The organism is Bacteriovorax sp. As-1, from assembly GCF_058446905.1.
Window position 1 is genome coordinate 463,211 of the sequence record NZ_CP184341.1, and the last position, 21,018, is coordinate 484,228.

Below are 21,018 nucleotides of genomic sequence, written 5' to 3' on the forward strand. Positions count from 1 at the left end.
TTACTGCACTTCAATTTCTTGAATTAAGTAACCCCATTTAGTCATTGAACGGTCTGTAACGAAGTTGATTGTTACAGTGTTGCCTTCGATGTAGTCAGTTGTGTAGTTAGTCCCTGCACCTGTTACTTTCTCTACAGTATTTCCAGCTCCGTCAGCGATTCTTAGGTAGTCGTATCCTTGCTCAAGATCGTACTTCGCTACTTTTACTCTGATGTATTTTGCACCAGGAATAGTAATTGTTTTAGCAACGTTCATGTTGTCTGAGTATGGGTGATCAGACTCTAGAGATGATTCAAGAGTTTGCCTCTTCCATGCATCGTTCTTTGGCCCTGATCTTTCTGGTCTTACGTCAGTTAGAAGGTTGTAAGCGTCGATTCTTCCCGCAGTTTGAGTTTTACCTCTTAGAGCAGTTACTGGAACACTTGTCAAAGTCAGGCGTTCACGCATTACAGAGTGAGGCATTCTTCCTTCTTTAGCCAGTAGAAGACCTAGAACCCCTGAAACGTGTGGAGTGGCCATTGAAGTTCCAGAGTAAACATCATACCCACCACCGTTTACAGTAGAAAGAATGTTGTGCCCTGGAGCTGCGATATGAACTGAGTTTCTTCCATAAGAAGAAAATGATGCCAGACCGTTTTGTGCCGTTGTCGCTGCAACTGCTACCATGTTTGGTACATCGTAAGAAGCTGGGTACGAAGGTGATGAATCGTTGTTAGATGAGCTGTTTCCAGCTGCAGCTGTGAAGATGATCCCTTTATCAGAAGCTCTCTTAATAGCGTCTAGAAGCGCTTCTGAGCGTCCTCCTCCACCCCAAGAGTTACTCATTAGGTCTACGTTCATCATTGTTGCGTAATCGATAGCTTTAATTGCGCCTTCAAGAGATCCTGATCCGTCATCACCTAAGAATTTAACGGCCATGATCTGAACATCAGACATTACACCAGAAACTCCGATTTTGTTGTCGTGAACAGCACCGATTGTCCCTGAACAGTGAGTCCCATGTCCATTTCCGTCCATTGGGTTTGAATCATTGTTAGCAAAGTCGTATCCGTAAACGTCATCAATGAATCCGTTGCCGTCGTCATCAATTCCGTTTCCTGCGATTTCTTTTGTGTTGACCCACATATTAGCTTTTAAGTCAGGGTGTGTGTAATCAACACCTGTATCGATAACAGCGATTCTCACCGCTCTTGATCCTTTTGTGATATCCCACGCCTTAAGAGCGTTAACGTCCGCCCCTTCTACTCCGGCAGATCCATTTGGCTCGTTAGATCCTGTGTTTCTTAGACCCCAAAGCTTTCCGAAACTAGGATCGTCTGGTGTTGCTGCTGTAAAGTCAGTGAATGGTGACTTAAGTAGTTTCTTAGAAACTACGTTTTGCTCTTTAATTGGATTTACTGAATAGATGTAGTTTGGTTCAGCGAATTCAACGTTCGGGTTATTCTTTAATGAAGCAATAACAGACGCCATTGACTTATCTTCAGACACCTTTAATACAGATAGCGTGTCGTAAGAAAGTTTAATATCTCTTTGACCTTGAATACCTAATGATGAAAGAGTTTTAGCTGATAAAAAGTTTTTGCTTTTTCCTGCTTTAAACTTAACTACGATTTCGCCCGGTACATGTTTAGCCTCTGTAGCAGACACTCCTGTCGCTAATGCCAGAGTCGATAAACCTAATAGCATCTTCTTCATAACTTCTCCCTCCTTGGAGCAATTGTAGATCCGTCATCATTTGTCAGAATTATTACCTGAACATTTGAATCAAACTTCTTTAAAGAAATGTGGTCTATAAACAAGTTTATAGGGTGGTGCCAAATTGCCCAGACTTTTTTCAAAGGTATTTTTTTCCGAAAAACGGCCATCTATCTTTTTTTACAGGTTGAGGTGATAATTCCTGTATATGATACACAACAGTTCTTCTGACCCTGTATTGATCAAAAAAATCTCCCTTAAAATCTGGTCTCTTAGAGATGAGATTGAGTCGCGCATTCAAGCAAAGATTGATGCCGGCGAACTTCTTCCTGAATCTATGGAAGAAAAAATTAATGAACTCAGAAATGAATACACTAAAAAAATAGCATTACCTGACAATGTCGTTCAGTTAAAATCTGGCGATGATCTTCCAGCTGACGGTGAAGATGAAATGGCAAAGGCCATGGCGGCTGCGATGGAAAACCCTGATGAGGCCGAAGCCAAAGAAGGTGCTCCTTCAGAAGCAGGTGCTGACAATGTCGTTTCAATGAACGGTGACTCCCCTGCTCCTGGTGCCGACAATAATGTCATCACCATTGGTATCGAAGCCCCGGTAAACCTTTCAGATGATAAAATTTCGAAAGGAAAAACGATCCTGTCTGAAATCAGTATGGATAAAATGTTTTTCTTCTCTAATAAGGCCTTTACTGAAGGCCAGTCTATCGTGATTCAGTTTTGTATTCCAAAGACTTTTATTATTAATGCCGACGTCATCTACTGTCGTCCGTTTAATATCAAGAGCCGAATCATCAGCCAAAATAACTACACCCACAGAATGCTGGTTAAGTTCAACTTCCTTAAGGAAGGAGAGCGCGCCCTTCTTAGACAATTTATTCAGTCCATTGAGCCTGACATCTCTAAAGTGGTTAAAAAGGCTGCTGCTGTTGAAGATGACGGAGGAGATGGGGACTTTAATGACTTGGATGACCTAGGACTATAATCTCCATGCTTCATAAAAAGAAATGGCTTTCTAATATCGTCCTGGTCGCTTTCCTACTTTTAGTTGGCGCCACAGCTTTTTTATCTGACCTGCTAAAAACTCCGGTCAAAACCCATAACGAATTTATTGAACAGTCACTGGTATTTAATAATAAAGAACTCGAGACCATCACTCACCTCTCTTTAAAAAACAAATTGGGTGAATACACTTTTGAGCGCGTAGGAACTGACCCGGCAACTCCGTGGCACATGACTAGCCCGAAAGACATTTCTACCAGCTCACTTTTTATTGAAAAACTTTTTTCTTCTTTAAATACGATTAAGACAAAAAAGCTTTTAATCGATGATCCGGCCAACAATTCAAACTTCTCTCTGGATAAGCCTACGGCCATCCTGACTCTGACTGACGATGGTCAAAAGAGCATCATCCTGAGTGTCGGGATTATGAACACGATTGATAACTCGACTTACCTGAAGATCTCGGGGAAAACTGGAATCTATCACGTTGAAGCCCCTTCCATCTCGCTGGAAAATATCACTCTTGCAGACTTGATTGAATCGAATGTCTTTGATGTCGATGTCAAGGCCATCACCAGCTTCAAGCTATTTAAGCAAGGCTCAAACGCTCCCCAATTCGAAGTACATAAAAAGGACAATGTTTGGGTAAGCGCTGAAGAAAAAGCACTGGATGCCACTCGCTTAGAAGATATGCTGGATGATTTCATTAAGCTTAAGAGCTCACATGTTATCGAAGAGCCCACAGATGCTCAGAAGAAGGCCGTTCAAAAACTTATGTCGCCTCCTACTCACTTAATCAAACTGGAAGTGATGGCCGAAGACAAAAAAGAAGAATACACTTATCAGATCAGTGATGTCACAAAATCACTTCCCGATGTGGACCTAAAAGATGAAGGGCATTTCCTGATCATCGAAAACCACGCTCCCATTATCTACGTCATTAAAAAAGACGCCCAGAATCTTTTTGAGCTTAAGAATGACAGCTTAAAGAGTTTGGAATCAGCTCCAAAGAATTAAGAAGCTTTTTTAGAACCGTTCACAATTCTTGAGTTCGAAGGAAGAACAGTGTCCTTGTTGAGCTTATCAGGGTCTACGAAGACCTTAATAAACTTCTCAATCAGGATTGAGTTGTAGCGCTTGACCCCTTCTTTATTTATCAGGATCTTTTTTAGGGCCTCAGTTGGCTGAAGCTTGTGGTCAATCATAATATGAACGAAGTCATCTGCCAGGCAGACAATATTCGCGAGTGTTAAAACCTTGCTCCCCTTCTTTCCAAAAGGAAATCCAGTTCCATCAAAAGCTTCATGGTGCTGAAGAATAATCTGTTTAACCGAGTTATTAAGCGTTCTGATGTTCTCTACAATCTCAAAGCCTAGTTCTGGATGCTTCTTGTAGATCTCGAATTGCTCTGGGGTCATATCCTGCGTGCTGAGCCCGATAAATTCTGGAGGAAGCTTGGTCTTGCCGATATCGTGAAACATACAGGCCATAGCCGCTGTTTCTATCGTGGCCTTTGACTGCCATTCGAATTGCTTAATAATGGCCGTTGTATAAAGTGTTACCAGGAAAGCGTGAGAGTATGCCGTCGGATCAAAATTTTGATACGAACGAAGAACGTTATAAAGGTCCGTCTGAGACTCTACTAGCTGGAAGACGTTCTCACAGACTTCTTTTCCCTGCTCAACAACCTGAGGTTTAATACCTACAGTAAAGGCCTCTTCGATGTATTTTTCAGTTACGTTTTTTAAAACGTTTACTTTGTTGTAGGCAGGAACATTTTTATTATCGATTAATTTCTTGGTTAAGAAGTTGTTGTACTGAATAAACTTTCTGCGGTCGTTATTGTGGAAATAAAGCGACTCTACTTTCTTCTCATTTTTATATTTATCCAGGCGCTCTTTTGAGAACGTATCTCCTGTATGCAGAATCTTAAGATACTTGTTATCTGAGAGTTTAATGTAAATATCAAAGAGCACGGCCTGAGAAGAATAGAATTCATCAATTCTGATTTTTGAAAAACTCTCATCATTCATCGACACTTCTTTCTCTTCACTCACCCCTTCTTTCTTTGGAACAGAAGACATTAAATCAGAGAGAGACTGGTGACCTTCAAGCAGCTCTTTTAAGTAAGGAACCTCAAAAGGCCTGACAGCAACTTCCGTCACTCCCAGCTTTAAGAGTTTCTCTTCAGTGATTTCACCGTCATCGATAAGTTTTCTATCGTCGATGACAATGATCACGCGCTGGCTTGTATAATTAGTTTTGATGAATTTGAGAACCTGCATGCACGAATGATTCTCGGTTGCATAGTTCATGATGACGGCGAAAAACTTGTCGTTGTACATGGCAAGCTGAGCTTCTTTACCATTTACAACAGTGGTGACTTCATACATTTGCTCGACGAAATAAGTTTTTGACTTGGAGTTCCAAGCCTCATCAGGGTCAACAATGAGAAGTTTTAAAGCCAAGGTTTCAACCTCAAAAAACGCGTTTCCTACTCGGATTTATCGGTTTTTCAGAGGAAAAACTAAAGAAAAAAACTCACCGATAAGACAAGTCTTTCCGGTGAGTTAGAGTATTTGATTAGATCTTATTTAGATGCTGTTTGAACTTTTAAAAAAGGAAGTAATCCTTTTTAATCTTTCAAAATGAATAAAAATGCTCTTGTTGAGCATTTCTTCAAACAACTACTTAATTTCTTTATGAAGAGTATGACGTCTTAGAAATGGGTTGTATTTCTTAAGTTCAAGACGGTCAGGTGTCGTCTTCTTATTTTTTGTAGTAGTATATCTTGAAGGAGATTTTCCTTCTTTTCTAGCTTCAGTACACTCAAGCGTTACGATTACTCTAGGACCTTTTTTAGCCACAACTGCCTCCAGCAAAACGTGATAACACGTAAAAAAATTAACAAAGGTGAAATTACACGTTTAGCATTGGCATGACAACCAAAAATTGTTAAACCTTTTTAAAAAAGCGAGAAATCTATGAATATCACGCACGAAAACTGGACATCATCGCATTATTACTCTGATCCTCTAAGGGCGTTCATCTCCCTTGGGGCCGCTCCTATTGAAACCGAAGAAGGTCTTCCGGGAGTCGAGTTTCAATACCTGGTCACCATGACTGATAAGGATTACGCAGAGCTCTTTCAAAGTGCTCACAAAACACTGGAAGAGGCCCTACAAGTCCTAAATGAAAAATATGGACACTGGGATATGAAAGATGCTGGTGCAAAAGCCACTGGAGACGGGTGCTCCAGCTGCGAAGCTCACTAGAAGAAGCCACCAAGCTGAAACCTATTGACTAAAGACTATAAATTGGCCATATTACTGGCTTACAAAAAACCTGGTTCTGTATACAAAGCAGAGATCACTATAAAAAGAGGTCTACAATGAAAGAAGGAATTCACCCAAAGTATGAAGCTGTAACTGTAAACTGTGTTTGCGGAGCTACATATGCAACTGGTTCAACAATTAAACTAGAAAAAATCGACATCTGTGCTGCTTGTCACCCGTTCTATACTGGTAAGACAAAAGTAATCGATACTGAAGGAAGAATTGAAAAATTCAAAAAGAAGTTCGGTACAGACTACGCTGCAACTACAAAAAAGAAGTAATTCACAAGGGCCTCGAAAGGGGCCCTTTTTTTTGTCTACTTTGTCCACAAACTGCATTCTCTTTAGCCTATCTTACCTTGATCTTTCATTTCATCCTTGTAACTCTAATCAAGAGAACATTCTTTATGAGGAGAAATACACATGAAATACTTCACACTATCCCTGCTTCTTCTTTCAAGCCTTGCCTTTGCTGGCGACAGAAACACTGCTTACAACCAGATTTGTAAACCAATGTCTTTTGATTCTGACCGTACAAAATGTACAAATACAATCAGACCATTTTCTTATTTTAATGACGATGTTCTTCAAATGTGTGCGGGCTTTAACTTCGATTCTAAAAAGATCGAATGCCTTGGTTACATCGGCGATAAAATGTATGAGTTCTTTGAAATCGATACATGCAGAAACATGGTTTTTGATTCTGAAAGAATGAACTGTCTAAAAAACAGCGGATCACCAAACAGACAAACTTGTCTTCCAAAAACAGAAGTGATCAACCAGCTAAGAGCTGCTCAATACGAGATCCGTTCTGGCCAAATGGGGACAGCTGATAAGAGACTAGAATACGTCATCGGGCGTTTCTCAAATCCAAACTGCCAATAAGTTCTTGAATATGGGGGGCGAAGCCCCCCTTTAAAGTATCTAAAGTTTTGACACCCGTGTAAAAAAATCCAGACTCCCCCACCGGCCTCCTCTTTTATGAGACAATGCTCTCATTATGAAAAAATCAACTTCGAAAACATTCGTCCTTGCCCTTTTATTAACGTCATTCTTTGCGGTGAACTCTGAGCTCCACGCCCAAGTCTTTGGAGTCAATTTAGGGAACGCAACTGATACAGCTAAAGACATTTTTAAAAATGCCAAAGACGCTGCTAAAAAGGCACTGGAAGAAGCGAATAGAAAAAAAGCTGAAGAAGAGGCCAGACGTGCTGAAAAAGCAAAAGAAGAGGCCCGCTCACGAACAACCAATACAAGTATTATTGAACTTCAAGGCACTATGGGTGCTGATATCAAGTGGATCATGTTCAATATCACCAAGGGATCCTACAACGAGAAAGTGACAATTCCGGCAAACAACGGCTCATATAAATTCCGTCTTGCTCTTCGCGATGGTGCTGGCAATTATACCATTCAGGTTTTCCAAAACAATAAAGTTGAACGTTATACGAGTTACTCTTATCTGAGTGAAACTCAAATTGAAAACACAGATGAAAGAGATATGAGTTTCCTTCTTCCATCAACGATGGTTCAGTCGGAAGACCCAGAAATTGTCGCTCTTACAAAAATGATTACAAAAAATGCGACCAGTAAAACGGAAGCAGTCAAAGCTATCCACGATTACGTAGCGACAAACATTGAATACGATTTCCCGGGCTATAAAGATGGATCATATGTTCAGAAAGAATACGATGCTGTCTCTATCTTAAAGAGAAAAATCACTGTGTGTTCTGGTTATGCTAACCTCTTTGCGGCGATGGTGCGCGCCTATGGTGTAAGAGTTAAAGTTATCCACGGAAAAGGAGTGGTGATTGGTGGTTTAGGCGACCACGCTTGGAATGAAGTTGAAATTAATGGCGAATGGAAAATGGTTGATACGACTTGGGATTCAAACCTAAAAAGGAGCAAGTACTTTTTTATGGATGAGGACAAATTCAACCAAGACCACTTAAAAGAAACTGAAATGACGAATTATTAAAAGGACAAAAGCTTAATTCTATACTTCTCGCCGATCACTTTCTCTACGGAGAAGGTGATCTTTTCTCCGACGTTTAAATTCTTAAAATGCTTCTCGACTTTTTTATCCAGTTGTTTCTTCTGGATTTCTACGATGACATTCTTATTTTGTCCTTCTTCACAGAAGCAGACTTCGTACTCAAAACTAAACTTAGTTTCAGTGATAAAACGGATAATAGTCGCTTCAGCGCTTGGAGCAAGTCCTGTTTTTCGTTTGTACACGTGAGCTGTCATTGGGAGAATTTTGCGGTCAAGACTCACTAACTGCGAAAGTCTCTCAACACTTGAGTCATGGGAGGTCCTTAAAACCTGATGGCACCAATCATTCGGACAAAGAGCACTGCTTGGGCATGGATAAAGAACATCGTAAGAATCCAAAAGGGCCTCACGAAGTTTTTTAAGTTCAGTAAAGAGTTCACTTGTTCCCGGTTCAATAAAGACCACATATTCCGGGTCTACCATCATGATTTGGTCTTGAACTCTCTGGATACCAATTTCATTGATTGAGTGGCCGTAGAATAAAACACTCTCAGTTTTCTTTTCGCTAAAGCGTTGGAGAGTTTTAAGATTCACCTCAGAGAAAAAACCTTTCAGGATTTTTTCGGCCTGATTGAGCATAACTTTTGAAGAGTCGACGCAAATCACTTCCGGTGGTGTTTTTTCAAAAAGCAGGCTTAATCCCAATGAAAAAGTCCCAGGTCCACAGCCGATATCGATAAAAGGTCTTTTGATAATATCGTTTAAAACTTCTGGTGAAAGTTTAGATAAGAGAAAATGCAGCTTGGGAATATTAGTCGTGAGATAAAGGGCCGCATAACTAGAGACGTGATCGTCATCTAAAACATAGTCCCCTATCTGCTCTCTTTTTTTAGTGAACTTCATGGACATCTCTTTAATGAAATGAACCATGTCAGATTCTTTTAAATCTGGATTTAAAAGATGCGGACGAATATCTTCAATAGACAAAAAAAAGGGCCCGAAGGCCCCTTTCTCAATATTGTCAGAGTTTAGATTATCTCTTTCCAAGATCAGTGTACTCGCGAGTTGTTGCCCCAGTGTAAACCTGACGAGGACGAGAAATCTTAGTTTCTTTTGTCTCTCTCATTTCTTTCCACTGAGCTAGCCACCCTGGCATTCTTCCTAGAGCAAACATAACTGTGAACATGTTTGTTGGGATACCAAGAGCGCGGTAGATGATTCCTGAATAGAAATCTACGTTCGGGTAAAGGTTACGTGACTTGAAGTAGTCATCAGCAAGAGCAGTTTGCTCCAGTCCTTTAGCGATATCAAGGTATGGGTCTTTTACACCAAGTTGAGCAAGAACTGTGTCACATGCTTTTTTGATGATCTTTGCACGTGGGTCGAAGTTCTTATAAACTCTGTGTCCGAATCCCATTAGTTTGAATGTATCGTTTTTGTCTTTTGCTCTTTCAAGAGCTTTTTTGTAATCGCCACCAGCGTTTGAAATCTCTTCCAGCATTTCTAGAACTTCTTGGTTAGCTCCACCGTGTAGTGGTCCCCAAAGAGCGTCGATACCAGCAGAGATAGAAGCAAATACTGAAGCGTTTGAAGATCCAACAACTCTTACAGTTGATGTTGAACAGTTTTGTTCGTGATCAGCGTGAAGGATTAGAAGAACGTCTAGAGCACGTGCCACGTCTTTAGAAGCTTTCATTCCCATCATCGACATAAAGTCTTCAGTGTAAGAAAGAGCTGGGTTAGAAGCTACAAGTGGTTGACCTGTTGTCACTCTTTGAATCGCAGCTGTGATGATTTTGAATTGACCAAGAAGAAGCGCGAAGATTTCATCTTTTTGCTCTTTTGTTGGGTTTGGATTGTTTAGTTCTGGGTAGTGAGCTGATAGAGCTACAGTTACCGAAGAAGCGATCGCCATTGGGTGAGCAGTTTTTGGGAAAAGCTCAATCATGCGTGTGATGTATTCAGGAAGTTTTGAATAACTTGCTACTTTCTTCTCGAAAGCTGAAAGTTCTGCTTGAGTTGGAAGGTTACCCCAGTTTAGAAGGTAAGCGACTTCAATGAAGTTTGATTTTTCTGCAAGTTGCTCAATTGGGTATCCTCTGTAACGAAGAATCCCTAACTCACCATCAAGGAAAGTGATAGCTGAAGCACAAGAACCAGTATTTAAGAATCCGTGGTCAATAGTAATGCATCCAGTATCTGCACGTAGTTTTGCAATGTCGATTGCTTTTTCTTTTTCCGAGCCCTCAATAACCGGGTACTCTAAAACTTTTCCGTCGATTTCGATTTTTGCCTTTAAAGACATATGATTCCTCCAATGATTTGGCGTAAAAAACTTGGTTTAAAATACCGCAAAGAAAAAAGTCCCGCTAGAAATTTCTCTCTATAATCTCATAGACCACGCCTTAGGATCAGCGTGCCATTCTTTGAGTAGGTCCATTCCCTTTTGATCAATTAAGTTTAACTCGAAAGCTGCAAGAGTTAACGAGGTAAAATCTGTCAGTGAGAATAGTTGAATGGATAGGTTACTTAATCTATCCTTAGCCCCTTGCATTTCGTAATCTACGACGCAGAGACAAGCGTCACATTTTAACTCCGCTCCCTGAAGTCCACCCATCGCCTCTTCCAGACTCGCGCCTTGATTGACCAGGTCTTCAAAGAGAAGAACTTTTTCACCAGCGTTGAATGAACCTTCAACCTGATTTTTTCTTCCGTGTTCTTTTGCTTTTGGTCTTACATAGACCATTGATCTTTTCATGCGGTCAGCGATAAAAGCTGCGTGAGGAATCCCTGCAGTAGCAATCCCACCAAGGTGATCGAAGATTAAGTTATTTTGTTTAATCACATCCATGAAGGCCTGGATGACTTGGTCCCTAAATCCGACGTGAGAAAGGATAATGCGGTTATCGCAATAGATGGGGCCCCTCAGTCCTGAGGCATACTTAAAAGGGTCATTGGGAGAGAACTTCACAGCACCTAAATTAATAAGGTTTTTGGCGATGTCCATTTTCATTGGTAATTCCTCGGCTTCTCCCCGGTCACAGGGCCTCTGGCAACTGCTGATTATTCCATAAAAAGAGCAAAATTCAGCATATTACCGGATTTTACGTTAAAATGAGTAAGCTTATGAATTATCTACTATCAAATACGAGTTGTCGCGATTGAAAGCATTATTTATTGGAAATACTCCCGAAGATGACAAGAACATTATCCGTCTGATGGGAAACAACTATCCTAAGGTCCAGCTCGTGGGTTTAAAAACTCCTGAGTCGCTGCTGGATATGCTCACGGCCGATGGGCCGTTTTCTTTTATTGTCGTCAACATCGACAACAAGAACCTGGTGATTGCTGATCTCTACACACAGATTAACGACACTCTTGGTGTACGCCCCTTTGTTTTTATCGGAACACCTAATTCAGTTAAAGCACAGCTGACAAACGACATGGTTCACAATCAACAGACTAACGCTCTCGTTGAATTGCCTCTCGTCTTAGAAGAATTTAAAAAGGCCGTGAACCTGGCCATTGATTGGGTTAAGAAAGAAGAATTCGAAGAGTCTATTTTAGAATTCTCCCGCGATGACCTGCACCCGATGCGCCTTAGAAACTTTTATCTTTTTGAGCAGGTGCCTTACGATGTTTATATCGAATTGACGTCCACGAAGTTTGGTAAAGTTATCACTAAAGATAAATTCTACTCTCACCAGATCATTCAAAACTATTCGCGAAAAAACATTAAGTATCTTTACCTAAGAAAAGATGAACACTTGAAATTCCTCGACACTTCTATAAAAAACCTGCTTAAGATTTACGATGCGAAACTTTCAGACAGAAAAAAATACCTGACTCTGCACCTGAAGACTGCTTTTTTCATGCACCAGTTTATCAAAGCGGCCAGTGTTTCTGATGAAGTCAATAAACTCGCTCATTTTTTTATCGAGTCAGTTTCAAACCTGGTGCGCTCGTATGAGAATCTTTCAGATCTTCTCGACAGCATTAGTGAAATGGGGAACATTACTTTTGCCGAACAAAGCGTGGCGACAGCTTACGTCTGCGAAAGAATCCTTTTAAACATGGGATGGACAGCGGATATGACCCGCGGAAAACTCCTTCTTGCCTCTCTTCTTCAAGATGTGACCTTAGGAAATGATGACCTCATCAAGATCAGGTCACTCAATGACCCGAACTTAAAAATGTTCAGCGAAGAAGAGCAAGAAGACTTTAAGAACCATCCGCAGAAGGCCGCTCACCTTTCAACTTATTTTAACGGCTTCTCCGATGTCGATTTCATTTTATTAGAACAACACGAACACCCGACAGGAGACGGTTTCCCAAAAGGGTTGAACTCTTCAGGACTCACGACGATTTCGTGTATCTTCATTCTTGCCAGTAACTTCGTCTCGCGCATGGCCTTAACACCTAAGTCGCCCACTCAGCACAGAGACATTTTAAACAACATGAAGCGTGTTTATAACACTGGTAACTTCAAAGACCCGCTAAAGGCCCTTGAGAAGTCTTTAAGAAAGGTTTAATTAGTTCCCCGGGAAATTTTCCAGAGTTTCGATGATTTTCTTATAGGTCGTCTTTTTGAATTTTTCAGTCAGGATTTCGATGATCTTCTTAACATCCAGAACATAATCTGGATTCTGATCGCGAAGTTTCATGAACTCTTCAACGAAGGCCTCTGAGATAAGAACGATTTTTGAAAGCGGAGAAATATCGTCTTTAAAATCGATGGCAAAACCAATGCCGTTGGTAATCCCGTGGTGCTGCTTGATTAAAAGATCTGCACCAATTGGAGCGCGCTTATAAGTCACGATCACTTCAGCAGCTAAACGAGCGTGATTCAGTACCACTTCTTTTTCTTTGTCATTGAGAGAATCGCTAAAGAGCAGGTCTTCTTCGTACTTCAGAGTCGGGTGCTTTAAGTAAATAGGCGCCAGCATGATGTCGTGGAAGAAGAGCACGAAATTGATTTTCTCAATATGGCTTTCTCCACCCCATGAGACACGTCTGATAATATGGTTACTAACGTAAGCTGCCAGGATGGAATGGGTATAAACATAACCATCACGCTGGGAGTTGAGAATGGACAATAGTTTTTTCAAGCTTGGAGTTTCGTTAACGATCTCTTCCATAACTTTAGTACAAGCATTAGCGATATTGACGATTTCAGCTGTGACTTCCGGAGAAGTGCTGAAACTTTGGGAAGCAAAATTGAATCCGGTTTTAACCGCTTCACTCTTTTCAGTTGTGTCCAGGCCTTCTGTGTTTTTTAAGAAGTCGACAATGGAAAGAGAGATCATGTTGATGATTAACAAACGATCAAGACTGTTCACGTAAAGAGTAGTGATCCCTTCTTTTACGAATTGTTTAATCGTTTCACCAATCGTGTCGCCTTTTTTAGCAACCATCGTGTAATTGCCGTTTTTCATCTGGATATAAACAGCACACGGCACTTCTCTTAACTTAGAAAGAAATTCCTGCTCAATCGGGTAGTACCGAGGCATTTCTTTTTCGGCCATATCTTTGGCCGTGACTCCCAATTCTTTGGCACAAGAGCGAATTAAGTTTTGCAGGTTGTACGAGTTAGGAACAACGATAACGTCATCCATTTCCTTGCCGAGATTACCGATGACAATTAAACGCGACTTGTATTTATTGAGAACGATGTGGTTATGAATTTCAGAAGCAGAATCATGACCGTTAATCATGCTTAGAGTAATAACTAAATCCGGAACACTCTTTTTAAAAAGCTCTACACCTTTTTTCGTTGCATCCACAAGAGTCACTTTTGCGCCCAGGTAAACTTCCAGGTTGGTCACATAAAGCTGATTGAGAATTTCGTTGTCCGAAATGACGAGAATCTGACTCATTGTTGGCCCTTATAACAATAATGACTTTAAGTTTATCACCATTTTAAGTCAGCGCTTTTTTATTTTTCTTGAAAAAGGGCACAAAAGAGAACTAAATTAGTAACCTATTATGAAATTTAAAACACCACTACACTCTGGAATTTTTCTAAAACGTTACAAGAGATTTTTCGCCGATATTCAAATGGGTGAAGAAACTGTTGTGGCCCATACCGCTAACACTGGGACAATGAAAACTTGTTTGGGTGAGGGATGGCAGGCCATGATGAGTTATCACGACTCTCCAACTCGCAAACTTAAATACAGCTTCGAGATGATCAACAACGGCAAAACCTGGATCGGCATCAACACATCACTGACGAACGGACTGGCGATTGAAGCCATCCAAAATGGAGTGATCAAAGAACTTCAAGGTTATAAAGATTTAAAACCGGAAGCAAAAATCGGCCAGAGTCGCATCGACATCCTGCTTTCTAATTCGCCAGACGAACAATGTTACGTGGAAGTAAAAAATGTCACCTTGATCGATGACCAGGGACACGCCCTTTTCCCTGACGCTGTCACGGAAAGAGGTTTAAAACACCTTGGGGAGCTTTTAGAGCTTAAAAAACAAGGAATCCGCACTGTCATGCTCTTTGTGGTTCAAAGAGAAGACTGCCACTCATTTAAAGTTGAACAGGACATCGACCCTGCTTACTGCAAAAAACTTAAGGAAGTCATCAATGAAGGTGTAGAAGTGCTGGTCTATCAGTGTAAGCTTTCGCCGGTAGAAATCATCGTTCACAAAAAATTATCTATCGTCTAAAAAACAAAGGCCCGCGTCCTTAACACGCGGGCCTTTGTTATAAAAAAAGCAGATCAAAAAAAATTAAGCTGCTTTTTTGTCTTTGTTATAGTTTCCATTTGCTTCTACAGTAGTCGATCCTGTGCGATCTTTCTGTCCCTGCATAAGCTTCAAATGGTTTTGAGCTTTCTTTTCTTTCGTCGTCAGTTTCTTTCCGTGCTTGTTCTTGTTGTCGTGCTTATCACCCATGAGACTACCTCCTCATACAAATGCACATTTTCTTTATTGTACTATTCTTATCGGACATTGCTTTTATTACTTTAGCTTTTTCCTCTGTTTTTAATGCTTTATTCCATTAGAATCAGTACCTTAAGACACTTTAAAGTTAGGTGAATTTGGCCAATTTTGGGGGCATTGAGGGTCCGCATTAAAAGACAAAATGACTCCATTATTGGAAGCTGGCCTAAAGTAAGGCTAACGACAACTCTGTTTTTGGTGTCAATACCACACCGAAACAGTTGGCATAGCCCGTGCAATCTCTCCTCGTCGCCTAATTTATTTTGTTTTCGGGGGGAAACATTATGAACACAACAATGTGCCTTTTTATGTTCGTCACTTTAGTTTTTTCAGGAAGAGTCCTGGCCAAAGAAGAAACCATCGCCACTATTACCAATGATGAAAACAAAGAAATCTACACCTTCGTCGCTCAGACTGACGATGAAACAGATACGATCAAAGCTTTCTACAAAGATGATTTTTTAAATGGCAAAAAAATCGAACGCGAAATTCTTTCAACAGATAGTCTTCTCTCTTCTGGATTGGTTTTAGAAAAGCGTGGAGAACATGAAGTCATCGCTCTAAAGAGTAACAACTTTGATATGGAACAAGGCGGGATCGTGACGATTGATACGCTCTTTAACGGCGTAAATGGCCAAAGAAAAGAGTATGATCTTCAATTGGCCAAGTCTAAATCCGGATGGAAGCTTTTTAAAGGCAAACAAGTGATCTCGAAACTTCACATTGTGGTAAATAAGAAATTTTTATTGGGCGCTGTGGGAGTTAAAGAAATTCAAATGAAATAATTTATCCAAAAAAAAGGCCGCTCTTAGGCGGCCTTTTTCACAAATTGCTTGTTCTGTTTAATTTTTTCGTATTCTTGAAGATCCTGGGTAAAGTGATTTTTTGTCTTTTCCACAAGCGGAGCAAAAATATTGCGCAACTCCGTCTCATGGCCGTCTGGCAGCAGGTCTTCATAGCGGGCAAAGATGTAAAACTCTTCGTTCGTACTTCTCTTAGCGTTGTTTAAATTCCCGTAGAAATTCAATATACGCGACTCGAGTTTAAAGAGCATTGAGTCCCGCTCGACTGAGATCTCGTGCTGATCAATACGTTTAAAGACTTCTTCCATTGCCATGGCATCAATCTTCTTATACGGAGCGACCGGGATAGTCAGCTCGAGCGTATGAGAATTTTTTATTTTGTTTAAAAAATTCTTGTCACTGATTTTGAAGATAAAACCCATTTCCGACAACTGGTGAATCTCAACTTTATCCTTATAGATCTGAACATCGTTGTCCATTTTGAAAAGGACAGGAATCGTAGCGTTCAGGCGGAATGATCTAAGCGTATAGTGCTCAAGAAGAATTTTTCTCATGACAAACTGGGCATAGATATCTTTATCCAGCCACTTCATTGATGTCAGGGTGTAGTACGGCCCCTGTTCGCTGTCGTATGAAAAAAGAATTTCTTCTTTTCTTTCAAACCACGTCAATCTCAAGCGACTGTCGAGGTATGATTCATATAGAGAAAACAGGTCGGTTCTGATCACCTTTATCTTATTACAAAGCCACACTGGCTTTGACTTGAGTTCGTTTAGGGCCTGATTCATTCTCATCAGGTGAAAGTTGTTATTGAAGTTTTTATAGTGACGTCTTTGCGCTAAACAAGTTTGATCCCAGTTTGCCCAGTGAAACGACAGCTCTTTTGTCAGCTTCAAGTGCTCTGTTAAATCTCTTGATCCAAGATAATCTTTCAGACTCTGTGGATTAACGACACCTCTGATTGTCATACAACTTTCTCCGCAATGAATATTTCTTAACGGCATTGTAGAACGAGAGAGAGGCTCATTGGGGAGGAAAAAAAAGAAATTTAAATCCTATTGAAATTGTTCCTTTTTTTATGAATTTAAGAATTTTTTAAGTCTAGAAAATTTGAGAATTTTTTGAGGCACTTATCATTTTCGTTTAGTAAGTGACGGGGATCTGACCGTTTTTGCCTATGCCACTGAAGCTTAAGAGGTGGATTCGAGTTCTGCTATAATGAAAAAAGATGAAGAACCCATTTGATATACTAGAGCAAAACGCCCTTAACTTTAAGCTGACTCCGATTTCTTTCAGAGAAATCTTCTTTATTGCCGAAGCCCCTTGTGACATTTATGCGCAAGTTGACGGTCTCTTGAAGGTTGTCCTTCATAAAAAAGCTGAAATCAACACTTCACTACTTAAGGAACTACTGCAAAAAAAATTGGCCAATCTCTTTGTTATGGAAGAGGACCGCACTCTTCTACGAGTGGCCCAACAAGAGAACTTAACTAACGTCACCCGCTCTCTTTCAATTGGCGATCCACTGGAGAAGGCCAGGCTACAGACAAATTTACTAACCCTGAATCTTGGTTATCTTTACGAAGACCCGACCGATGATAACGTTTTAAACCTACAGGTTCAGTCTGCAAAAAACTTAGCGACTTTTCTTTTTAACAAACCACAGATTCACGAGGCCCTTTACAAAGAATTCATTAAACAAGGGCACCATTACATTTTCGCGCAACCATTTCTCTCAACTTTGTTTTTGTTAGGTGTAATGAAGAACTCGCGCATGTATATCGACAAAGATATTGAGCTCTTTTTTCTTACCAGCTATTTTAAAGACATCGGGATGTCGGCGATCCCCGTGGAAAAATACAACAATGAGCATTTATCCGATGATGATAAAAAACTCCTCGCCTCTCACCCACAACTTTCGGTGAACATTTTAAAAGGCAGAGTGCCCCTACCGCCAAATCACTTAAAGATTATTGAGAACCACCACATTTACAGCACTCTAACAAACCAGATGAATTTGTCGGCAAAAGATGATCCAAATAATATTTTTGGATTCGAAACCATGATGATTTCCGTGATGGACACTGTGGCCGCTATGACAACAGATAGACCTTTTAGAAAAGCTGAGTCTTTATACAAAAGTTTAGACCTGATTCGCCTCCTTATTGGTGAACAATACCCGCAAGAGTTCAAACTCATCGTCTTCTATTTCAAGAATTTCTTTAAATCACTCTAATTGGAATATCAGAGTAATTTCATCCTGCATAAAATTCTTTTCAAAGTGTTTTTTGATGTGAAACACTACTAATACAGATTTTTAAACAGCCAAGAAATTCTACGGAGGGAAATAATGGCGACGACTGATATTAGTCCATTGACTGGCATAATTGCCGAAGAACTAGTTTATGTTGATTTTGGAGAGCACGAAGGAAAGTCAGTGCTTGAAATCGCCGACACAGTTCCTGATTTTTACGAATTTCTGTTAGAGTCAAAAGAAGGCGGAAAATGCACTATTCGCCGCTCAAAAGACAAAAGCTTTCGTCTCTATGTCTCTCAGACAGCTCACTAAGAACAAAATTATCATGCGGGGAGCACAATTCCCCGCTTTCTTAACCAAATCCTGACATTTAAAGCTTTATATTTTGAGTAAAATTGTCGATTATAAGTCTATGTTTAAATTGAAGTCTAAGACCCAGGATGCCCTGCTCTTTTATATCTTGAGAACCATCTCATTAGTCGTGATCGCACTGCTTTTGGGAATCATCTACATTTTAATCAAGGCCGCATGGCCCTCGATTGTTGGAAATGGGTTAAGTTTTCTTTTACGTAAAGACTGGAACCCGGTTGAAGACCAGTACGGTGCCCTCCCTTTTATTTTTGGTACTGTCGTCACTTCACTGGTTGCGCTTTTAATCGCCACTCCAGTTAGTATCCTAATCGCCCTTTTTATTACTGAGTATTTGCCAAAAACATTTTCACGTATCATTGCTCTTTTAGTTGAAATGGTTGCGGCCATTCCAAGTATCGTGTTTGGTCTTTGGGGGATTTTCTATCTCGCTCCTTTTGTGAAATCGACCATCGCTCCGTTTTTAAAAGCACACCTGGGCTTTCTTCCGCTTTTCCAGGGACCAAGTTTTGGTATCGGGATTTTAACAGCGGCCCTTATTTTATCGATCATGATCGTGCCGACGATTTCTTCAATCTGCCGCTCGATCTTTGAACTTATTCCTGCTCACCAGAAAGAAGCTTCATACGCCCTTGGGTCAACGAAGTACGAAATGATTAAACTGGCGATTATCTCGCCATCGCTTTCAGGTATCTCTTCTGCTGTTGTTTTAGGTTTAGGACGCGCCTTGGGTGAAACGATGGCGGTGACTATGTTGATCGGGAACTCTCCAGTTATCTCTTCATCACTATTTTCTCCAGCAGCGACGATGGCCTCAGTGATGGCCAATGAATACGCAGACGCCAACACACCTCTGCACGTTTCTTCACTTTGTTACTTAGCGCTTCTGCTCTTTTTAATAACCTTCCTTTCAAATCTTTTCGCCAGAACTATCGTGAAAAGTTTTTCAAAGGGGTAATGAATGAACTACAGAGTTTATAGAAAATTTAAAAACTATCTTTTCTTAGCGCTTACCTTGGCCAGTGCCCTGGCCGTGCTTGCTCCGCTTTTCATGATCATCCAATTCGTTCTGGTTCAAGGAGCAAGTTCCTTAAACCTGAATTTCTTTACCGAGCTTCCAAAACCAGTTGGTGAAACTGGTGGCGGGATGAAACATGCTATTTTAGGGACAATCTACCTGGTGCTTTTAGGTGCGGCCATCGCCATTCCTGTCGGGGTGACTTGTGGGGTGTACTTATCAGAATTCAGTAAAAGTAAACTTTCTAAAACACTTAAACTCACTGTTGATTTAATGAGCGGTATCCCTTCAATCGTTATCGGGATCTTTGCTTATCTTATCGTGGTTGTTCCACTTAAGAGCTTCTCTGCCCTTGCCGGTGGTATTGCTTTAGCGATCATCATGCTTCCGATCATCATCAAAACTTCGGAAGAGATTTTAAAACTGGTTCCTAATCATATCAGAGAAGCAGGCCTTGCCCTTGGTCTCCCAAGATGGAAAGTGATTCTCTTTATTGTTCTCAAGGGATCAATCTCAAATCTATTGACCGGGATTATCCTGGCAATTTCCAGAGCGGCCGGTGAAACAGCCCCTCTGCTTTTTACTGCTTTTGGAAATATGTACTTTAGCTACCAAATCAATGAACCGATGGCCTCGCTTCCGGTTCAGATCTACACCTACGCCATTTCACCTTTCAAAGACTGGCAACGCCAGGCCTGGGGTGGAGCTTTCGTGTTGATGGTTTTAATTTTAACGATGAATCTTATTGCCAGATATATCCTGGCCAAGATCAAAGATAAGAAGGGAATTTAGTAATGAACGATTACAAAGATGCCAAAGTTATTCTTGAGGCCCGCGATCTGCAGGCCTGGTTCGGTGACTTTCATGCGGTAAAAGGAATCACTGTCGAGTACCGCGAAAAGACCATCAATGCCATCATCGGTCCTTCTGGTTGTGGTAAATCGACTTACCTTCGCTGCTTAAACCGCATTCACGAAGAAATCGAAGGCGCTAAAACGGCCGGAGAAGTTCTCCTTGAAGGAAAAAATATTTACGATAAAAAAGTCGACGTCGTTGATGTCAGAAGAAGAATTGGAATGGTTTTCCAAAAGCCAAACCCATTCCCTTCAATGTCAATTTTGGACAATGTTGTTATTGGATTAAGACTTCAAGGGATTTCAAAACGCTCTACTCTTCTTGATACAGCGGAGAGCTGTTTAAGAAAGGCCGCTCTTTGGGATGAAGTCAAAGATAAGTTGAATTCGATGGGTACATCGCTTTCAGGTGGTCAGCAGCAGCGTCTTTGTATCGCGCGCGCCCTGGCCGTTAACCCACCAGTGCTCCTGATGGACGAACCTACATCGGCCCTGGACCCGATTGCGACGGCAAAAATTGAAGAGTTAATGAACGACATTAAAAAAGAGTACACGGTTATTATCGTTACCCATAACATGCAGCAGGCAGCTCGTATTTCCGATTTCACATCATTTTTCGTCTACGGGAATATGATCGAACACGGATTGTCTTCGGACATTTTTACTAACCCTAAAGTGAAGCAAACTGAAGATTATATCTCAGGGCGCTTCGGTTAAATCAA

The 21,018-nt window shown here is 40.8% G+C and carries 23 protein-coding genes; 14 read left to right on the forward strand and 9 right to left on the reverse strand.

Translation table 11 applies throughout. The features are described 5' to 3' along the window. Positions 1–1,695: a S8 family serine peptidase gene (locus tag ACN20O_RS02360; protein ID WP_491636827.1), complete on the reverse strand. Its 1,695-nt coding sequence runs from the start codon at positions 1,693–1,695 to the stop codon at positions 1–3. Positions 1,696–1,903: 208 nt separating this feature from the next. Between ACN20O_RS02360 and ACN20O_RS02365 the strand changes: the two genes are divergently transcribed. Both ACN20O_RS02365 and ACN20O_RS02370 read left to right on the forward strand, forming a co-directional pair. Next, the gene (locus ACN20O_RS02365) at positions 1,904–2,695 is read left to right on the forward strand and encodes a hypothetical protein (protein ID WP_491636829.1); all 792 of its coding nucleotides are present in this window, start codon (positions 1,904–1,906) and stop codon (positions 2,693–2,695) included. A gap of 5 nt (positions 2,696–2,700) precedes the next feature. After that, complete coding sequence (locus ACN20O_RS02370) at positions 2,701–3,729, forward strand: DUF4340 domain-containing protein (protein ID WP_491636831.1); 1,029 nt, start codon at positions 2,701–2,703, stop codon at positions 3,727–3,729. Here ACN20O_RS02370 and ACN20O_RS02375 read toward each other — a convergent pair. Both ACN20O_RS02375 and rpmG read right to left on the reverse strand, forming a co-directional pair. Next, positions 3,726–5,180 (reverse strand): HD domain-containing phosphohydrolase, encoded by a 1,455-nt coding sequence (locus ACN20O_RS02375; protein ID WP_491636834.1) that lies wholly within the window; start codon positions 5,178–5,180, stop codon positions 3,726–3,728. The genes ACN20O_RS02370 and ACN20O_RS02375 overlap by 4 nt on opposite strands. A gap of 219 nt (positions 5,181–5,399) precedes the next feature. Beyond that, entirely contained in the window at positions 5,400–5,579 is a 180-nt protein-coding gene (gene rpmG / locus ACN20O_RS02380; RefSeq protein ID WP_102244260.1) for a 50S ribosomal protein L33, read from the reverse strand. 117 nt (positions 5,580–5,696) lie between these two features. On the opposite strand from rpmG, the gene ACN20O_RS02385 reads away from it, so the two are divergent. From ACN20O_RS02385 to ACN20O_RS02400, 4 genes are all read left to right on the forward strand, one after another. Then, positions 5,697–5,987: a hypothetical protein gene (locus ACN20O_RS02385; protein ID WP_491636837.1), complete on the forward strand. Its 291-nt coding sequence runs from the start codon at positions 5,697–5,699 to the stop codon at positions 5,985–5,987. A gap of 116 nt (positions 5,988–6,103) precedes the next feature. After that, the gene (gene rpmE, locus ACN20O_RS02390) at positions 6,104–6,328 is read left to right on the forward strand and encodes a 50S ribosomal protein L31 (protein WP_491636839.1); all 225 of its coding nucleotides are present in this window, start codon (positions 6,104–6,106) and stop codon (positions 6,326–6,328) included. Between the two features lie 141 nt (positions 6,329–6,469). Next, positions 6,470–6,931: a hypothetical protein gene (locus ACN20O_RS02395; RefSeq protein WP_491636843.1), complete on the forward strand. Its 462-nt coding sequence runs from the start codon at positions 6,470–6,472 to the stop codon at positions 6,929–6,931. Positions 6,932–7,046: 115 nt separating this feature from the next. Then, complete coding sequence (locus ACN20O_RS02400) at positions 7,047–8,024, forward strand: transglutaminase domain-containing protein (RefSeq protein ID WP_491636847.1); 978 nt, start codon at positions 7,047–7,049, stop codon at positions 8,022–8,024. On the opposite strand, the gene ACN20O_RS02405 is transcribed toward ACN20O_RS02400, so the two are convergent. The 3 genes from ACN20O_RS02405 to pyrE all read right to left on the reverse strand — a co-directional run bounded on the left by ACN20O_RS02405 (position 8,021) and on the right by pyrE (position 11,054). Continuing rightward, on the reverse strand, positions 8,021–8,944 hold the full coding sequence (locus tag ACN20O_RS02405; RefSeq protein WP_491636849.1) for a small ribosomal subunit Rsm22 family protein: 924 nt from the start codon (positions 8,942–8,944) through the stop codon (positions 8,021–8,023). The two genes, ACN20O_RS02400 and ACN20O_RS02405, sit on opposite strands and share 4 nt — an antisense overlap. 130 nt (positions 8,945–9,074) lie before the next feature. Continuing rightward, entirely contained in the window at positions 9,075–10,346 is a 1,272-nt protein-coding gene (locus tag ACN20O_RS02410) for a citrate synthase (protein WP_491636851.1), read from the reverse strand. A gap of 78 nt (positions 10,347–10,424) precedes the next feature. After that, positions 10,425–11,054, reverse strand: coding sequence for an orotate phosphoribosyltransferase (gene pyrE, locus ACN20O_RS02415; RefSeq protein WP_491636853.1), 630 nt, complete (start codon positions 11,052–11,054; stop codon positions 10,425–10,427). Positions 11,055–11,202: 148 nt separating this feature from the next. On the opposite strand from pyrE, the gene ACN20O_RS02420 reads away from it, so the two are divergent. Further along, positions 11,203–12,573, forward strand: coding sequence for an HD domain-containing phosphohydrolase (locus tag ACN20O_RS02420; RefSeq protein ID WP_491636855.1), 1,371 nt, complete (start codon positions 11,203–11,205; stop codon positions 12,571–12,573). Here the strand turns inward: ACN20O_RS02420 and ACN20O_RS02425 are convergent, their stop codons facing one another. Continuing rightward, the gene (locus ACN20O_RS02425) at positions 12,574–13,917 is read right to left on the reverse strand and encodes a hypothetical protein (protein ID WP_491636857.1); all 1,344 of its coding nucleotides are present in this window, start codon (positions 13,915–13,917) and stop codon (positions 12,574–12,576) included. A 109-nt stretch (positions 13,918–14,026) separates the two neighbouring features. On the opposite strand from ACN20O_RS02425, the gene sfsA reads away from it, so the two are divergent. Next, entirely contained in the window at positions 14,027–14,719 is a 693-nt protein-coding gene (gene sfsA, locus ACN20O_RS02430) for a DNA/RNA nuclease SfsA (protein WP_491636859.1), read from the forward strand. Between the two features lie 63 nt (positions 14,720–14,782). Here the strand turns inward: sfsA and ACN20O_RS02435 are convergent, their stop codons facing one another. Continuing rightward, positions 14,783–14,947: a hypothetical protein gene (locus ACN20O_RS02435; protein ID WP_491636861.1), complete on the reverse strand. Its 165-nt coding sequence runs from the start codon at positions 14,945–14,947 to the stop codon at positions 14,783–14,785. A 332-nt stretch (positions 14,948–15,279) separates the two neighbouring features. Between ACN20O_RS02435 and ACN20O_RS02440 the strand changes: the two genes are divergently transcribed. Further along, complete coding sequence (locus tag ACN20O_RS02440; protein ID WP_491636863.1) at positions 15,280–15,780, forward strand: hypothetical protein; 501 nt, start codon at positions 15,280–15,282, stop codon at positions 15,778–15,780. A 23-nt stretch (positions 15,781–15,803) separates the two neighbouring features. On the opposite strand, the gene ACN20O_RS02445 is transcribed toward ACN20O_RS02440, so the two are convergent. Beyond that, positions 15,804–16,766 carry a hypothetical protein gene (locus ACN20O_RS02445; protein ID WP_491636865.1) on the reverse strand — a complete coding sequence of 321 codons (963 nt, stop codon included), beginning with the start codon at positions 16,764–16,766 and terminating at the stop codon, positions 15,804–15,806. 260 nt (positions 16,767–17,026) lie between these two features. Between ACN20O_RS02445 and ACN20O_RS02450 the strand changes: the two genes are divergently transcribed. The 5 genes from ACN20O_RS02450 to pstB all read left to right on the forward strand — a co-directional run bounded on the left by ACN20O_RS02450 (position 17,027) and on the right by pstB (position 21,013). After that, positions 17,027–18,034, forward strand: coding sequence for an HD-GYP domain-containing protein (locus tag ACN20O_RS02450; protein WP_491636867.1), 1,008 nt, complete (start codon positions 17,027–17,029; stop codon positions 18,032–18,034). A gap of 114 nt (positions 18,035–18,148) precedes the next feature. Beyond that, positions 18,149–18,367, forward strand: coding sequence for a hypothetical protein (locus tag ACN20O_RS02455; protein ID WP_102244274.1), 219 nt, complete (start codon positions 18,149–18,151; stop codon positions 18,365–18,367). 100 nt (positions 18,368–18,467) lie between these two features. Then, positions 18,468–19,382, forward strand: coding sequence for a phosphate ABC transporter permease subunit PstC (gene pstC / locus ACN20O_RS02460; protein WP_491636869.1), 915 nt, complete (start codon positions 18,468–18,470; stop codon positions 19,380–19,382). A 3-nt stretch (positions 19,383–19,385) separates the two neighbouring features. Further along, positions 19,386–20,234 carry a phosphate ABC transporter permease PstA gene (pstA, locus tag ACN20O_RS02465; protein ID WP_491636871.1) on the forward strand — a complete coding sequence of 283 codons (849 nt, stop codon included), beginning with the start codon at positions 19,386–19,388 and terminating at the stop codon, positions 20,232–20,234. Between the two features lie 2 nt (positions 20,235–20,236). After that, the gene (gene pstB, locus ACN20O_RS02470; protein ID WP_491636873.1) at positions 20,237–21,013 is read left to right on the forward strand and encodes a phosphate ABC transporter ATP-binding protein PstB; all 777 of its coding nucleotides are present in this window, start codon (positions 20,237–20,239) and stop codon (positions 21,011–21,013) included. The last annotated feature ends 5 nt before the right edge of the window (positions 21,014–21,018 follow it).

Coding starts and splice junctions, on each gene's coding strand:
- ACN20O_RS02400 (WP_491636847.1), top strand. CDS start 7,047: ATGAAAAAATCAACTTCGAAAACATTCGTCCTTGCCCTTTTATTAACG.
- ACN20O_RS02455 (WP_102244274.1), top strand. CDS start 18,149: ATGGCGACGACTGATATTAGTCCATTGACTGGCATAATTGCCGAAGAA.
- ACN20O_RS02365 (WP_491636829.1), top strand. CDS start 1,904: ATGATACACAACAGTTCTTCTGACCCTGTATTGATCAAAAAAATCTCC.
- ACN20O_RS02425 (WP_491636857.1), bottom strand. CDS start 13,917: ATGAGTCAGATTCTCGTCATTTCGGACAACGAAATTCTCAATCAGCTT.
- ACN20O_RS02410 (WP_491636851.1), bottom strand. CDS start 10,346: ATGTCTTTAAAGGCAAAAATCGAAATCGACGGAAAAGTTTTAGAGTAC.
- pstC (WP_491636869.1), top strand. CDS start 18,468: ATGTTTAAATTGAAGTCTAAGACCCAGGATGCCCTGCTCTTTTATATC.
- ACN20O_RS02370 (WP_491636831.1), top strand. CDS start 2,701: ATGCTTCATAAAAAGAAATGGCTTTCTAATATCGTCCTGGTCGCTTTC.
- rpmE (WP_491636839.1), top strand. CDS start 6,104: ATGAAAGAAGGAATTCACCCAAAGTATGAAGCTGTAACTGTAAACTGT.
- ACN20O_RS02450 (WP_491636867.1), top strand. CDS start 17,027: ATGAAGAACCCATTTGATATACTAGAGCAAAACGCCCTTAACTTTAAG.
- ACN20O_RS02440 (WP_491636863.1), top strand. CDS start 15,280: ATGAACACAACAATGTGCCTTTTTATGTTCGTCACTTTAGTTTTTTCA.
- sfsA (WP_491636859.1), top strand. CDS start 14,027: ATGAAATTTAAAACACCACTACACTCTGGAATTTTTCTAAAACGTTAC.
- pstA (WP_491636871.1), top strand. CDS start 19,386: ATGAACTACAGAGTTTATAGAAAATTTAAAAACTATCTTTTCTTAGCG.
- pyrE (WP_491636853.1), bottom strand. CDS start 11,054: ATGAAAATGGACATCGCCAAAAACCTTATTAATTTAGGTGCTGTGAAG.
- ACN20O_RS02360 (WP_491636827.1), bottom strand. CDS start 1,695: ATGAAGAAGATGCTATTAGGTTTATCGACTCTGGCATTAGCGACAGGA.
- ACN20O_RS02445 (WP_491636865.1), bottom strand. CDS start 16,766: ATGACAATCAGAGGTGTCGTTAATCCACAGAGTCTGAAAGATTATCTT.
- ACN20O_RS02395 (WP_491636843.1), top strand. CDS start 6,470: ATGAAATACTTCACACTATCCCTGCTTCTTCTTTCAAGCCTTGCCTTT.
- pstB (WP_491636873.1), top strand. CDS start 20,237: ATGAACGATTACAAAGATGCCAAAGTTATTCTTGAGGCCCGCGATCTG.
- ACN20O_RS02435 (WP_491636861.1), bottom strand. CDS start 14,947: ATGGGTGATAAGCACGACAACAAGAACAAGCACGGAAAGAAACTGACG.
- ACN20O_RS02405 (WP_491636849.1), bottom strand. CDS start 8,944: ATGAAGTTCACTAAAAAAAGAGAGCAGATAGGGGACTATGTTTTAGAT.
- ACN20O_RS02385 (WP_491636837.1), top strand. CDS start 5,697: ATGAATATCACGCACGAAAACTGGACATCATCGCATTATTACTCTGAT.